Source organism: Echinicola strongylocentroti, from assembly GCF_003260975.1.
Lineage (GTDB): Bacteria > Bacteroidota > Bacteroidia > Cytophagales > Cyclobacteriaceae > Echinicola > Echinicola strongylocentroti.
The window spans coordinates 4,876,889-4,890,158 of sequence record NZ_CP030041.1 but is presented as its reverse complement, the minus strand read 5'-3'; the positions used below and the strand labels follow the sequence as shown (position 1 = coordinate 4,890,158).

The window sequence follows — 13,270 nt, the reverse complement described above, 5'->3', positions numbered from 1 at the left end:
CTCATTGCTTTAATTGTGATTCAATTTTATGGTGCACTTTGGAAAAAAGAGCCAATAATTCATCCTGTGACGGTGCTGAGGAAGATTCCAATGTAGATGACTGCCCTGGCCACAATTCCTTTTCCAGCATTTTGGAGTAAGGCGTGAGTACTTGTTTATCAGTGATAAAGGACTCCTGTCCTCCCCTTTTGACACCAAAGACCCACCCGTGAATTTTGTTCCAAACCGTTTTGACCATCTCGCCATATGCCTGTGTCACCTCATTCAGCCTGCCATCCTCGGTATTTTCATAGGCATATTTCAACTTATCAGGGGTCTCAGGGGGCGTCTTCAGGAGTTTTTCCACATCAAGGATCCCATGGCCAAATCCCACACGGGGAAGCTTGTTTTTCCTTCTGGCCGAAACCTCCAATGCCTTTCTGAAAGCTTCTACTTTTCTCCATCCTGCGTACTCGTTTTTACAGAGGGTGTCATCATATTTGGCCAACCACATGGCAGCTGCCGCCGCCACATGGGGAGTGGCATAACTAGTGCCATTGCCATAGAAAAAAGCTTCACCTGGCTGGCCACCACCTGACGGTTTCAAAAAAATCGGCACATAGACATCTTCCCCCGGAGCGGTAATGTCCACCGTACTACCTCTGCTGGAACCTTTCCATTCTTCATCCATTGGGTTAGATGCTGCCACGGCGATGGTTCCTGGGTAGACAGCAGGCGCCACTACTACCTGCACCACATTGCCGGCAGCACAGCACCAAATCACCCCTGCATCATAGGCTTTCTTCGCCATGACTGCCGTTGCCAAAGTAGGCGGCAATCCCAGGCTCATGGAAATAATCGGATACCGTTGTGACATGCATAGGTCTAGGGCATTGGCCAATTCCTGCTGCCGACGGATCAAGATCACACTTTTGCATAGACGATAAGGGATCAACTTAAAATCAAAAGTGCTGAGCAGACCACTGTTACCATTTCCTGGGAGCAACGTAATCTCCTTCCCCATAAGCAAACTCCCCGTCCGTGTACCATGGCCGGGATGCTTTAAAATACCTGTTGTAAAACTATCCTCTGCCTCATCATCAATATCCACAAAGTCAACATCCAACTCCTTGTCAAAACCTCCTCTAATCTTACTATGATCGGTAAACCCAGTATCAAACTGGACTATCCTGATGCCTTTATCTGTGGGGGAGACGGCCTTATCGTCGGCCAGCACCTTATCAAAAGCCGTTGCGTACCAGTTCCATTTTCGGTGATACATCACAGATTTCCCTACTACATAGTTACTTTGACGCTCATCACGGTATTTTCGCAAAAAGTCGTCTTCATTGGGAGCATTGTATCCCTCCTCCACAATCCCTTCGTACTGGGAGGAAGGCCTGGAAGTCTTATCCACACTTGAATTCAACTGTAAGGGAATGTCGGTCTCTACATTGATAATTCCCGGAATGGTACTGAGGCTTCTTGCTTCATCTTCGATATTGCCACATACAGGTACACTGAGTGAAAACAGTTCTACATTTCCTAAGGAGGCAAAAGAAGGCATCGACAATTTGATAACAGGCTCTTCACCATACCTGGCGAGCAGTAGCCCCTTTATTGCGCCCAATTCGTCGGGGGTGTATTTTGCAGTAAATATAAAATCCTGTTTATTTTGACAAGGTGTTGACATGGGGTTCTTGGGGGCTTGCTTGGAAGAATTGGGAAGGGCAGGTGTTTCATGAAAAGTGGCCTCGTTTCGGTCACCACCAGTTTTGATTTCTCCTTGGGTTTTTTCCGTCTTTTGAAGGAGTTTTTCTTTAATTTCCTGCATCTCGCTTGGCAAATCGGCATTTGCCAGCGCATCGATCACCCTACTGATTTTGATCCCTTCATTGCCAATCCAGTCGATCTCACCATCTGGCGTACTGGCTGTGGCAATAGTACCCGCCCTGGTAAGGATCCTATTTTGACTGTCCGTCCTCGGAAGGCCAGCATGGTGCAGGGCTATTATCTCTCCCGTACCCAATGCCACCACCATGGACCCTGAAGAGCCGGGCAAGGTATCACTTTCATAAACAATCCGGGTGCGGGTTTCGGAGAAAAACGCCGTGTTTTTTAGGACAATCTTTTTGGGCATTCCTTGGGGATGCTGGATAATCACGCATGATTCACCTTTAATGATCTTCCCTCTTACCCCATCCAAGAAAATGGGTTTTATGGTCGATATTGGTACCTGGTCTTGATCATCTCCGATAGCAATCATAGTAAAATCCAGCCCTGAATAAGGCACTTCCGGATCAGCGATATAGGAGGAAGTAAGAAAGAAGCTGCCAGGATCAAGCTTAAAAGAAAAGCTCTTCCTCATTGTTTTATTTTCATCCAGTTCATAATTGAATTCTGCAAGCATTCCATTGGCAACAGAAGGGTGGTCGATCACATGATTATTGGTGATGATCACACCATCGGCAATCAAAAATCCCGTACCCAATGCACTCCCATGTTGTGTAATCCGACATACGGCCTTGGACAGTTTGGACAGCATCTCCAATATGTAACTGTCCTGAAAGTCCACCCCGCCATTGATACGCTCCATAATGATGGGTATTTCACCTTCTTCACGGGCCATTCTGAGCTTTATCCTCTCCAGGTCATCTTCTAAGCTCAGGAGAGGTATCTCTTTGGCCTTTACCTGTTGCAGCTTCCGGGCAGCTTCTTCGAAGACAGGCTGCACTTTACCGTAACGGTCGGCTACATATTCCATCAAATTCCACCGATTTACCATAGCATTATCTATTGGGTCCAAAACCTAACATGGGGCGATCCTCTCTTTTGCGGCTAATGGGCGTGGACAAATACCGGTAAGAACAATTCATGCTATTTAAAGGATAGCAAAAGGAGGAAGACCCTTTTCTAAAAATGTGGTGCTAAATGTGTGGCATTGTTAACACTAAGTTACGTTTTTTTATACTGTCATAAAATACCACTTTTATGGTATTTTTCTCATTTTCACTATTTTATGAGCAGATCAACGTCACAACTTCTTTACATTAGCCCACATTATGAATTAGAAGACCTACGGGATGACATAAAGATGATAAAGAACAAAATTTCATTAAAAGACCTCTTGTGTCTAATTATTAAGAATTCGAAAAATTATCCCCATAATCAAAAGTTGGTATAAGCTTTGTAACATACTACAATGAATCTAAACACTAATCTTTAATTATTGAGGACTATGAAAAAGGTATTAGCATTATTCGCAGTAGCAGGAATGCTTTCATTATATTCCTGTGGAAATGACAAAAACGATGCAGAAGACAAAATGGAAGAAGCTGGTGATGCCGTAGAAAACACTATGGAAGATGCTGGCGAAGCCGTTGATGACGCTGCTGATGACGTAGAGAAAAAAGCAGAAGAGACCAAAGAAGAAATAGACGAATCAGTAAACTAGTCTATACAGAACTTAGTAACTACAGCTGCCCCAATGGTAGGCACCTTTGCCGAAGCTTTTAAAAAAAGCGAGACAAAACAGGGCCAATATTGGGGCAGTTTTTTTTCTCCTACACAATTATTCCTTTTCGGTAATTACACCAAATTTGCTTTTCTATTAGATTTTCCTTATTTTTAGAGCCATATTTTCAAGATTAAATAAAAAGAAACTACATGAGAACTTTTTTTCTACTAGGGATACTTTTTAGTATATCCTTAAATTCGCATGCCCAAAACCTATTGGCAACCAATACGGGCAATTCTGTTCAATCCACTATCTCCAAAGTCGAAAACGGCACCGTCGATTTTTCAATTGACGAAAAAGGCCTAGACACCGACACCTTCATGCCTCCAGAAAAGGTAACTTCCTACACTGAAAGAAGCTATTTGCAGAAGAAGGCTGAAAAATCTCCCAAGATAAAGGCCAAGAACGCTTGGAGGTTTGGGATAAGCGGTGGCTACAGCAGGAGATTATCCAAAAGCCATGAGTCCATCTCCGGAAGCAGTTATGCTGAAGACCTTAAAAACGGGCATCACTTCATGGTAGAAGGCCAATATTTTTTTCCCAGCCAAAACGGCTTAGGAATTACCTATAGCAGCTTCAGGTCAAAAAGCGAAGCTCCTGGCCTGAAAGATGACATCACTGTCAGTTATATGGGGCCGACCTACTACAGCAGGTATACCAATAATGACAAAAACTATTTCCTACTCGGTGTTTCTCTTGGTTACCTAGGGTACAAGGACAATGCCTACACCTCCTATGACGGTGACTTCACCTTAAAAGGCGGTACTTTGGGAGCAATGTTAGATGCTTCCTGTGACATTGGAATTGCACAAAATTTCGCCCTTGGATTTGGGCTTATACTGACCACTGGGGTGCTTTCGAAAGTAACCTATACTGACGGTATCAATACACGGACCATCCCCCTAGAAGAAGACAGTAAAGAAGGTCTGTTGCGATTGGATGTAAAAGTAGGGCTACGTTTTTATCAGTAATCTCTGCCGCAAGCGTCTTACGCCCCTATTCGCAATCAATTCGCGGCACATTTCTTACGTCCCCCAACAGGTAAAAAAACATAAAAATTAGCGAAAAGTGACAAAATGTCCTGCTCAAGTTAGGTGTTTTCTGCCATTTTATTTTGAACACTGACGAATTTTCAGCCTCACAAGATCGTCGCAAAACAATACAAACCAACAGCCATATAATTACATAACCGATTCATATTTATAAATTTTTATCAATAAAACTATGCCCGTCATGCTGATTTAACAATTAAATAGCGATTGTAATTAACTTTTTTTGTAAATTATGATCCCTGCACGAAGATTGTGGCATTAGGGTAAAAGAAGATCGACAGGGATAGTCCCTGTTTTTAAATAAAAACCTTTCTAAAAAAATATGAAAGTTCTTGTAATCGGTGGTGGCAATATGGGTTTGACATACGCTGAGGCAATCGCCAAATCAAAATTTTTAAAGGATAAGGACCTTATGATCCTTGACAATTCCAAAGAAAAGACTGAAGAGCTAAGAAAAAGAAGTCACTTTGCGGTATTTGAAAAGCTTGAAGAGTGCGTTCCAGCTGCCGACGTGATTTTTATTGCTGTAAAACCATATCACGCCAGCTCCCTGATGGAAAGCATGAGAAAGCTCACTGCTGAGGGACAAATATTCATCTCACTAATGGCAGGGGTTTCTATAGCAGCTATTCAAGAAGGGCTTGGGCGAAAAAAAGTGGTTCGTGCCATGCCTAACCTACCCGCACAAGTAGGCAAAGGGTTGACATCCTTTACAGCATCTGATGAAGTATCCAGATTGGAATTATCCACTGTAGAAAACCTTCTCGATACTACGGGACGTTCTGTAAAACTGGACACTGAAAACGACATCGATGCTTCCACCGGTATTTCTGGAAGTGGGCCTGCATACATCTTCTATTTTATGCAATCCATGCTGGAAGCAGCTCTAAAAATGGGATTCTCCAAACACGATTCCAGGGTTTTGGTAGAACAAACATTTGCCGGTGCAGTAGAATTGTTCGGTTCCTCTGACCTCGATCCAGAAGCATGGATGGACAGGGTAGCCTCCAAAGGTGGCACTACACGGGCAGCATTGGACTCTATGGAAGACAACAATGTCAAAGAAATGATCAAAGAAGCTGCATACGCTGCATTTAACAGAGCTGTTGAACTTGGTAAAGAATACAGAAATGGATAAAACTGATGCACCTAAAAGGATCGTCATAAAGGTAGGTACCAATGTGATGACCAACCGAGATAATCGTATTGTCAATAACGTCCTTAAAAAGATGGTCGATCAAATCGCCATACTTTATGAAAGAGGTATCATGTCCGTCCTTGTGTCCTCAGGATCTGTCATCGCTGGCAAAGAAGTCTTGGGAAGTAAGGTAAAAATCAAGGATAGAATCATTAGAAGACAAGTGTTCTCTGCCGTGGGCCAACCCCGAATGATGAGACACTATTACAATATCTTCCAAGATTATGGCATGCGATGCGCCCAAGTATTGGCTACCAAGAGGGATTTTGACCCGGGCAAGCATAGGGAAAACATGATCAATTGCTATGAGGGATTGCTTTCTGAAGGCATTATCCCCATTGCCAATGAAGATGATGCAGTCTCTCTTTCCATGTCCACTTTTACGGACAATGACGAGTTGGCCAGTCTCGTAGCAGAACTTATCCATGCCGATATGCTGATTCTGCTCACTGATACCGACGGACTGTACGATGGTCACCCAGATGATGAAAACACCAAAAGAATCGCCCATGTGGGAACCGACGAAAAAGTAGAACACTTTATCCAGGAATCCACCAAGGGAGAAGCAGAAGGTAGAGGCGGCATGAAGTCGAAGCTCCATGTAGCCAAAGAAGCCGCCAGAAAAAACATCCCTACTTATATTGCCAACGGCAATCTTGACAATATGATCCTTGACATCGTCGATGGCAAAGAAGTAGGCACCAAGGTTTCTATCGATTAATGGTATATGGGGCATTTCTACTGCCTAAGCGTCACCTTTTGTTTTAGAAACCGTAAACACCATAAAAAGACACCATAGACATGAAAATATTAAGCACACAGAAAAAAAATGACGTGTTGGCGTCGATGATCAAAATCATCGACAAAAACCGTGAAAAAATTCTGACAGCCAATAAAGCTGATCTGGAGGCTTTCCAGAGAGATGATCAAGCACTCTATGACAGGCTCGTCGTAAATGACGCCAAAATAGACGGCATGATCCAAGCTGTTCAGGAAGTGAAAGACCAAGAAGACCCTGTAGGAAAGGAAATCTCTAAGAGGTCACTGGCAAATGGACTGGAGATCATTAACCGTACTGCGCCATTTGGCACCATAATGATCATCTATGAATCCCGTCCTGACGTCACCATTGAAGCTGCTGTCCTGGCATTTAAAGCCAACAGTAAAATCCTCCTCAAAGGTGGTAAGGAGGCAGTCCATTCCAATAAGGTCTTAGTAGAGTGCTGGCACGAATCCCTTGAGGAAAATGGTTTGAGCAAAGACTGGATTGAGCTGTTTACCCTTAACAGGGAGCAAACACAAGAGTTCCTAAAAAACCCATCTGAAAAGCTCGATCTTATCGTGCCTAGAGGAGGAGAAAGGTTAATTGCCTTTGTGAAAGAGCATGCCCAATGTGCAGTACTCGTAAGTGGACGAGGCAATAACTTCGCCTATGTAGCTGAAGATGCCGACTGGGAACAAGCCAAAAAAGTGATTATCAATGCCAAAACTGACAAAATCTCCGGCTGCAATGCCCTTGATAAAATTTTGGTTGATGAAAAACTGCCTGATTTCGAATCCAAATTAGCTGATTTGGCCAAGAACCTAGCAGAATATAAAGTAGAACTTGTAGCCGAAAAAGAACTGGTAGGTTCTCTGGACGGCGCTAAGGAGGTCCCATCAGAGGACACTTGGTATGAAGAATTCCTGGCGCTAAAAGCACTCATCGGTAAAAGCAATGGAATAGATGAAGCCATCGCTAAAATAAACAAATACAGTGGTGGACATTCTGCCACTATATTGACCACCGATAAGGAGAAAGCGGCCAAATTCATGGAACAAGTGGACAGTGCTGCTGTTTACCATAATGCCTCCACCAGATTTACCGATGGAGGTCAAATGGGAGTCGGTGCAGAACTGGCTATCAGTACAGACAAGCTTCACCACCGTGGTCCACTAGGACTAGAGCAGCTGGTCACCAACAAGTATTATGTATTTGGTGATGGGCAGATTCGTGAATAAAACCCATCTTTATAAAGCATAAAAAAAAGCATCCGCTGCGGCGGATGCTTTTTTTTATGCTTTTTTACTAGTTACTAGTAACTAATGGGGTGAGGTATTATTTTTATGATATTAGCCACTCAATTATAGTTAAAAATGAATCGTCAACTCATTATTGCAGCCTTATTACTGGTCCTTTCCGCTTGCAGTGGGAAGAGTGAAAAATCACATGAGCAGTTATCACAGGATCAACATACCAACTACACGGAAAAAGAAATTTACACTTCGGACCAACTGATCATCAAACAAATCCGTCCCAACACCTATGTTCATGTTTCCTTCCTAGATACCGATAGCTTCGGTAAGGTAGAATGCAATGGCATGATCGTGATCAGTGATGGTGAAGCGATCATCTTTGACACCCCAAGCACTTCTAACGAAGCAGAGGAGCTCATCACCTTTCTGGAGGGGGAAAAACTTCAAATCAAGGCAGTCGTAGCAACCCACTTTCACATGGATTGTCTAGGAGGCCTGGAAGCATTCCACGCCAGAGAAATCCCTTCCTATGCTTTCAAAAACACCCTTTCGCTCGCATCCCAACATGGCTTCCCCCAACCAAAAATGGGTTTTCAGGATCAATTGGCACTAAAAGTCGGCAGTAGATCGGTTTTTGTCCACTATTTTGGAGAAGGACATACAGAAGACAATGTCATCGGCTATTTCCCAGATGACCAGGTGCTTTTTGGTGGCTGCTTGGTCAAAGCTGATGGTGCCGGTAAGGGCAATCTGGAAGATGCCAATATCACGGCATGGCCGACTACAGTAAACAAAATCACTGCCGCCTATCCAACCCTCCAATTGGTCATTCCAGGCCATGGAAAATGGGGGGATAAAAGCCTATTGACATACACCGAAACACTGTTCCAATGATAATAATTTCTGCATCTCGGCGCTTTTACAGAGACTGTACTCTCTCCTCATGAATATGGCTCCTAGAAATATCATCAGCATACTGGTTGGGTTGACCGTGGGTAATGCGATCAATATGGGGCTTGTCATGAACAGCGGTATGTTCGTATCATTTCCTGCCGAAATGGATCTCACAACCATGGAAAATCTCAAAATGGCTTTGCCATTATTTGAGATCAGGCATTTTTTGATTCCATTCATTGCCCACGCAATAAGCACTCTTGCTGGCTCCCTTCTGACTGCACTTATTGCGGTCAGTCACAAAATAAGCTACGCTCTTATCGTTGGCTTTTGTTTTATGATTGGTGGAATGATTACCATCATCTTACTGCCCCTTCCAGCTTGGTTTGGAATACTGGACATTGGTTTGGCTTATATGCCTTTTGCCTATCTTGGGTGGAGGTTGGCTGTAAAAGGTAGCCCCACAGACTGACACGCTGGGCATCCAAGCATGACCACTTCCCCCTACCGCTCGTGGTATTGGTCCACAAGCTGCATTATCTTCTTGAAGATTTCTGTATTCTCATATACTCCCATAAACTCCCCGGAATGCGCTCCATAAGCAAACAGTGGCACCATGATACCTGTATGGTCATTGGTGTCAAAATTCAGTTCCACCTCAGCATTGCCCATATTTCCTTGGGGTAGCGTAACTCCTCCAGTCTCATGATCAGCAGTAATCAATACCAATGTACCGGGATGCGCATCTGCGTAGGCGATCACCTCTCCCACCGCTTCATCAAAGTCAATTTCCTCTTCCACCACCGTTTCAGCACTGTTCCAATGCCCTCCGGTATCAATCATGGATCCCTCAATCAATAGGAAAAAAGGCTGTTCTTTATTACCCAAAAAGGCCAGGGATTGCTCTGCGGCGGTCTTTAGAAAACCTTCCCTCCCTTTCATGACCGTAGGCAACCCTTGATTACTGGCAAAATATCCTGCTTTACCAATGGCAGGATCATTCAACTCTTCGAGGCTTTTTACGATCGTAAAACCTGCCTGATTCAATGGAGCGATCAAGTCTCTTCCCTGCAGTAAAAAATCATTTTTGCCACCACCGATAAAAAGATCCAACGAACTCTCCCGCAGATCATTCGCAATATCAACCGTCATGCCCCGATCCTCACAGTGCGCATAAAACGAAGCCGGCGTAGCCCCTGTGAGGTGGTCAGTTGTTAAAATCCCAGAATTAAACTGGTAGTTTTCCAATAGTTCGGGGAGATTGGACAACGCCTTTCCCTCGGGTGAAAAACCAATGGCCCTGTTATTGGCCTTATGTCCAGTCGCCAAGGCGGTGGCTCCAGCGGCAGAATCAGTCGTAAAATCATCCGCTGCCTGTGTCTTTACCAGACCAATATGTCTCAGCTGGGTAAGGTTTAGCTCATTGCCGTGGGCATACATTCCTGCAGAAATATGCGCCAACCCATTCCCGTCACCGATCATCAGAATGATCTGATTGACCGGAACAGTAGCTCCATCGACTTCATATTTTGGATGATAAATATTATGCCTATGACTACTGCCTACCACATTTTGGGGCAGACTTTTCAGGTATTCACTGGCTTCAAAGGGCATATCCGTATTGATATAATCTATTCCCATATCAGCAAAAGCCTTCCAAGCTGTCTTGCTGTCGGGTGCTCCCCAAAACCTAATTGGGCGGTCCACTGCATGGACCTTGGCAATCAACTCATCCAATTTCTTTTTCTCAGCATGTACCAATCGCCCTTTGCCGTTCCATTCAGAAAACCGCTGGAAAGGGAGGCTTACCAAGGCAATTTTCTGCCACGGCAAGTTTTCAGGGAATTCTGTATGTTGGTAATCAAACAGAATTGCAGGAGGATATTGGTCATAATCTTCGACTGCGGGTCTGTTTCCCGATATGACCACCCTTACCCCTGTTTGTTTACCAGGAATGGCCAATATATCATCGTAGCCCTCCAACACCTCCTTCAGTACCTTCATACTCGGGTAAGCAGCTGTTTTGATATCCACCAGCAATTGAAAATCCAGTTGGCCTATCCCTAGTTTTTTGGCTTGACGGATGGGGTCAAGATAAAGTGACGCCAAGGTTCTTTCCGGCTGGATCGTTTCTATTTCATGGGCCACCATCAATTGGCCATCTTGTAGGATGACATCCACTTCTATGGAAGCGGCACCATTGGCGTAAGCAGTCCAAAAAGGAGCCGACTGCAAATAATCATTATGGGAGTGAAACTTGTATGCTGCTTTTTGCTGTGAAAAAGCGGAAAATGACACAAGGAAAATAAGGCAACTGACGAGTGCTGTTTTTATCATGGTAATTTCTGATTTATACCCCATTTTCCCTTATCCTATATTTCTTTTTATCACTGTTTTTATGGCAAACTACAATTTGGTTTTACCATGTAATAAGCAGAAATATTGCGCGCTAAAATGGTTTAATGAAGTAAATAAAGATACAAATATATACCAACAGCTATCTCCAATGATCAAAAAGAAGTTAACAAATGATTAAGTTGGCAGAAAAAAAAATTGCCGGCCCCAAACAAGACCGGCCTTTTCCACTTCAACTAACCAAAACAATAGCTTATCCCCTATTAACCTGAGCTCGACTTATTTTTAGTATAAAAAGCGTCATTGCGAACCCTTTTTAGGAGGATGTGGGTTGAAAAAGGGTGTGGCAATCCCCAAATACGAAGACTGCCACGGCTTCCACCCCTCAAATCTCCCCCCTAAGCCTCGCAGTGCATGTTCCGCACTGTACGGAAACGAATTTATAATCGAACTGAGGTTATTAATGGTCGTGACCTTCTTCTTCATGGCCCTCTTCGTGCTCGGCATGGATCTCAAACTCCAAGGTCAATACATCTTCACCTGCAAATCGCTCCGCATAGTCTTCAGCATTCCAGTCCACACGTTCTACCAGTGACTTGGTAGCAGCATCATTGAACTTACGAAGGACAAAATCCACCGCCTTTGTCTCTCCTTCGTTGGCTTCTCCTATGGTAAAATAGCTAAGTACACCTGTAGTTTCATACTTACCATCCACAGCAGTACCATCTGCATATTCCTTTTCCCTAGGCTGAAAAATAGCCCCTGTTTCATCCTCAGTATCCGGATTAAGCACCAAATCACCACCTACTAAAAAGGCTTTGTACAGGTCGGCAGTAGCTTTGTCCTTAATAAAATCCTCCTCTACTCGATTCCCTTCATAGTCCCATGCCTGAAGCTCCATCTTGTAGATACCATCCGCATGCAGATGAAGATGCCCTCCACTGACAGCATGTCCATCCGCATCAAATTCAACTACGAAAGACTCCCCTTCTGTCCCTTCATCTAGCCCATGAAAATGGTCCCCATGGGCGCTGAGGTGGTCGTCTCCTTCGATCTCCGTAAACACCAAATTGGCCTTCTCGACACCCTCTTGAGCGATGATCGGTTCCTCGTCATCTGTACATGAAAAGGTAAAAACCGAAGCCAAAACCACTGGCGCTAGAAGCCCTTTAGTAACTTGTCTCATAATAAATCTGTTTGTGTTTGTTATTTAAAATTGATTGTTTTCAAAATAAAAATGCAATATAGTTGCAATTAAATTTTTTGGCACAGCAATCCCTCTTTACTGGGGGCTGTAAAGTTCATTTCTTGTGTTTCTATGCTTTTTTTATTGGGTTCAGTTGATTTTGATACTGATTCCTTGGATCGTTTGCCAACCTTCCTTATCTGTCACCTTGATCATAAAATGGTAATCTCCCGGATCCACATCAGCCGGCACTGCTATTTGCTGAACAGCTTCATAGGTTTGGAGTCCTGATGGAATTGAGTAGGTATCTATCAACAAAAATGGATTATCGGGACTCTTGACAGGATCCATTTCACAATCATTAACCTCCGTGCTATGTGTATGGTGGTCAAAATTATGGTGAACATCCAAACTGTAACTGCCCAACTCCATATTATCCCTAAAAACTACCTTCAACTCAAAAGACGCTCCACGGGAAATTACTGCACACTGGGTGGGAAATGCACCGGCAAATGTATTGTCGATTACGGGTGGATCCACATCTTTTTCATCTTCATTCATTTCGCATCCCGATACCGCCAAAGTAATCATCAATACGAACAAGGGAATATTTCTTATATCACGATAGTTCATAATCTATTCAGTTAATATTATAAAATCTTCCACCAACTCCAGCGTTTCTCCATTGGTGTCAACTACTGTAAATATGAAATCATAGTTGCCTGCTATGGCATCATCCGGAATGGTAAAATGCTTATGGATAGTCGTATTTTTTAATCCTTCATATTCCTCCCACTCCAAAGATAGCGACCACTCATCTTCAAATTCCTCATCGGTCTTTTGCTGAATGAGCACAGCAACTGCAGCTATTTTATCGCCAGCCTGTACATCAGCGTTGAAGTGAAAGTCCTTTCCTATAATGCCCTGCTTGTTATTATCATAACCAATCTCTACATTCTTTGCAGTCGGCACAGGTAACTCAGGGTTTTCCTCCTCGATAGAACAGGCCGTCGAAAGCCAGCCAAGAGCCAACAACATGATTACTCCTAGGTACTTTTTCTTTTTCATCGTAC

At 43.7% G+C, this 13,270-nt stretch carries 12 protein-coding genes; 7 read left to right on the top strand and 5 right to left on the bottom strand.

What is annotated here, in order from left to right; translation table 11 throughout:
- Position 1: 1 nt before the first annotated feature.
- Positions 2-2,743 (bottom strand): S8 family serine peptidase, encoded by a 2,742-nt coding sequence (locus tag DN752_RS19270; protein ID WP_162633278.1) that lies wholly within the window; start codon positions 2,741-2,743, stop codon positions 2-4.
- 474 nt (positions 2,744-3,217) lie between these two features.
- Between DN752_RS19270 and DN752_RS19265 the strand changes: the two genes are divergently transcribed.
- From DN752_RS19265 to DN752_RS19235, 7 genes are all read left to right on the top strand, one after another.
- Positions 3,218-3,433, top strand: coding sequence for a hypothetical protein (locus tag DN752_RS19265; protein WP_112785477.1), 216 nt, complete (start codon positions 3,218-3,220; stop codon positions 3,431-3,433).
- Between the two features lie 212 nt (positions 3,434-3,645).
- Complete coding sequence (locus DN752_RS19260; protein ID WP_112785476.1) at positions 3,646-4,467, top strand: hypothetical protein; 822 nt, start codon at positions 3,646-3,648, stop codon at positions 4,465-4,467.
- Between the two features lie 403 nt (positions 4,468-4,870).
- Positions 4,871-5,686 (top strand): pyrroline-5-carboxylate reductase, encoded by an 816-nt coding sequence (gene proC / locus DN752_RS19255; protein ID WP_112785475.1) that lies wholly within the window; start codon positions 4,871-4,873, stop codon positions 5,684-5,686.
- Complete coding sequence (gene proB, locus DN752_RS19250) at positions 5,679-6,467, top strand: glutamate 5-kinase (RefSeq protein ID WP_112785474.1); 789 nt, start codon at positions 5,679-5,681, stop codon at positions 6,465-6,467. The genes proC and proB overlap by 8 nt, the downstream gene beginning before the upstream one ends.
- An 80-nt stretch (positions 6,468-6,547) precedes the next feature.
- Positions 6,548-7,747 carry a glutamate-5-semialdehyde dehydrogenase gene (locus DN752_RS19245; RefSeq protein ID WP_112785473.1) on the top strand — a complete coding sequence of 400 codons (1,200 nt, stop codon included), beginning with the start codon at positions 6,548-6,550 and terminating at the stop codon, positions 7,745-7,747.
- A gap of 135 nt (positions 7,748-7,882) precedes the next feature.
- On the top strand, positions 7,883-8,656 hold the full coding sequence (gene bla, locus DN752_RS19240) for a subclass B1 metallo-beta-lactamase (protein ID WP_112785472.1): 774 nt from the start codon (positions 7,883-7,885) through the stop codon (positions 8,654-8,656).
- Between the two features lie 49 nt (positions 8,657-8,705).
- Complete coding sequence (locus DN752_RS19235) at positions 8,706-9,128, top strand: hypothetical protein (protein WP_112785471.1); 423 nt, start codon at positions 8,706-8,708, stop codon at positions 9,126-9,128.
- Positions 9,129-9,160: 32 nt separating this feature from the next.
- On the opposite strand, the gene DN752_RS19230 is transcribed toward DN752_RS19235, so the two are convergent.
- The 4 genes from DN752_RS19230 to DN752_RS19210 all read right to left on the bottom strand — a co-directional run bounded on the left by DN752_RS19230 (position 9,161) and on the right by DN752_RS19210 (position 13,265).
- The gene (locus DN752_RS19230) at positions 9,161-10,993 is read right to left on the bottom strand and encodes an alkaline phosphatase (RefSeq protein ID WP_112785470.1); all 1,833 of its coding nucleotides are present in this window, start codon (positions 10,991-10,993) and stop codon (positions 9,161-9,163) included.
- A gap of 478 nt (positions 10,994-11,471) precedes the next feature.
- On the bottom strand, positions 11,472-12,197 hold the full coding sequence (locus DN752_RS19220) for a hypothetical protein (RefSeq protein ID WP_112785468.1): 726 nt from the start codon (positions 12,195-12,197) through the stop codon (positions 11,472-11,474).
- A 150-nt stretch (positions 12,198-12,347) separates the two neighbouring features.
- Positions 12,348-12,830: a DUF4625 domain-containing protein gene (locus DN752_RS19215; protein ID WP_112785467.1), complete on the bottom strand. Its 483-nt coding sequence runs from the start codon at positions 12,828-12,830 to the stop codon at positions 12,348-12,350.
- Positions 12,831-12,833: 3 nt separating this feature from the next.
- A complete protein-coding gene (locus DN752_RS19210; RefSeq protein WP_112785466.1) occupies positions 12,834-13,265 on the bottom strand; it encodes a DUF4625 domain-containing protein in 432 nt (143 codons plus the stop codon).
- Positions 13,266-13,270 lie beyond the last annotated feature (5 nt).

Excerpts from the sequence above, each read along its gene's own strand:
- DN752_RS19270 (WP_162633278.1), bottom strand. The coding sequence starts at position 2,743 with ATGGAATATGTAGCCGACCGTTACGGTAAAGTGCAGCCTGTCTTCGAA.
- DN752_RS19265 (WP_112785477.1), top strand. The coding sequence starts at position 3,218 with ATGAAAAAGGTATTAGCATTATTCGCAGTAGCAGGAATGCTTTCATTA.
- DN752_RS19260 (WP_112785476.1), top strand. The coding sequence starts at position 3,646 with ATGAGAACTTTTTTTCTACTAGGGATACTTTTTAGTATATCCTTAAAT.
- proC (WP_112785475.1), top strand. The coding sequence starts at position 4,871 with ATGAAAGTTCTTGTAATCGGTGGTGGCAATATGGGTTTGACATACGCT.
- proB (WP_112785474.1), top strand. The coding sequence starts at position 5,679 with ATGGATAAAACTGATGCACCTAAAAGGATCGTCATAAAGGTAGGTACC.
- DN752_RS19245 (WP_112785473.1), top strand. The coding sequence starts at position 6,548 with ATGAAAATATTAAGCACACAGAAAAAAAATGACGTGTTGGCGTCGATG.
- bla (WP_112785472.1), top strand. The coding sequence starts at position 7,883 with ATGAATCGTCAACTCATTATTGCAGCCTTATTACTGGTCCTTTCCGCT.
- DN752_RS19235 (WP_112785471.1), top strand. The coding sequence starts at position 8,706 with ATGAATATGGCTCCTAGAAATATCATCAGCATACTGGTTGGGTTGACC.
- DN752_RS19230 (WP_112785470.1), bottom strand. The coding sequence starts at position 10,993 with ATGATAAAAACAGCACTCGTCAGTTGCCTTATTTTCCTTGTGTCATTT.
- DN752_RS19220 (WP_112785468.1), bottom strand. The coding sequence starts at position 12,197 with ATGAGACAAGTTACTAAAGGGCTTCTAGCGCCAGTGGTTTTGGCTTCG.
- DN752_RS19215 (WP_112785467.1), bottom strand. The coding sequence starts at position 12,830 with ATGAACTATCGTGATATAAGAAATATTCCCTTGTTCGTATTGATGATT.
- DN752_RS19210 (WP_112785466.1), bottom strand. The coding sequence starts at position 13,265 with ATGAAAAAGAAAAAGTACCTAGGAGTAATCATGTTGTTGGCTCTTGGC.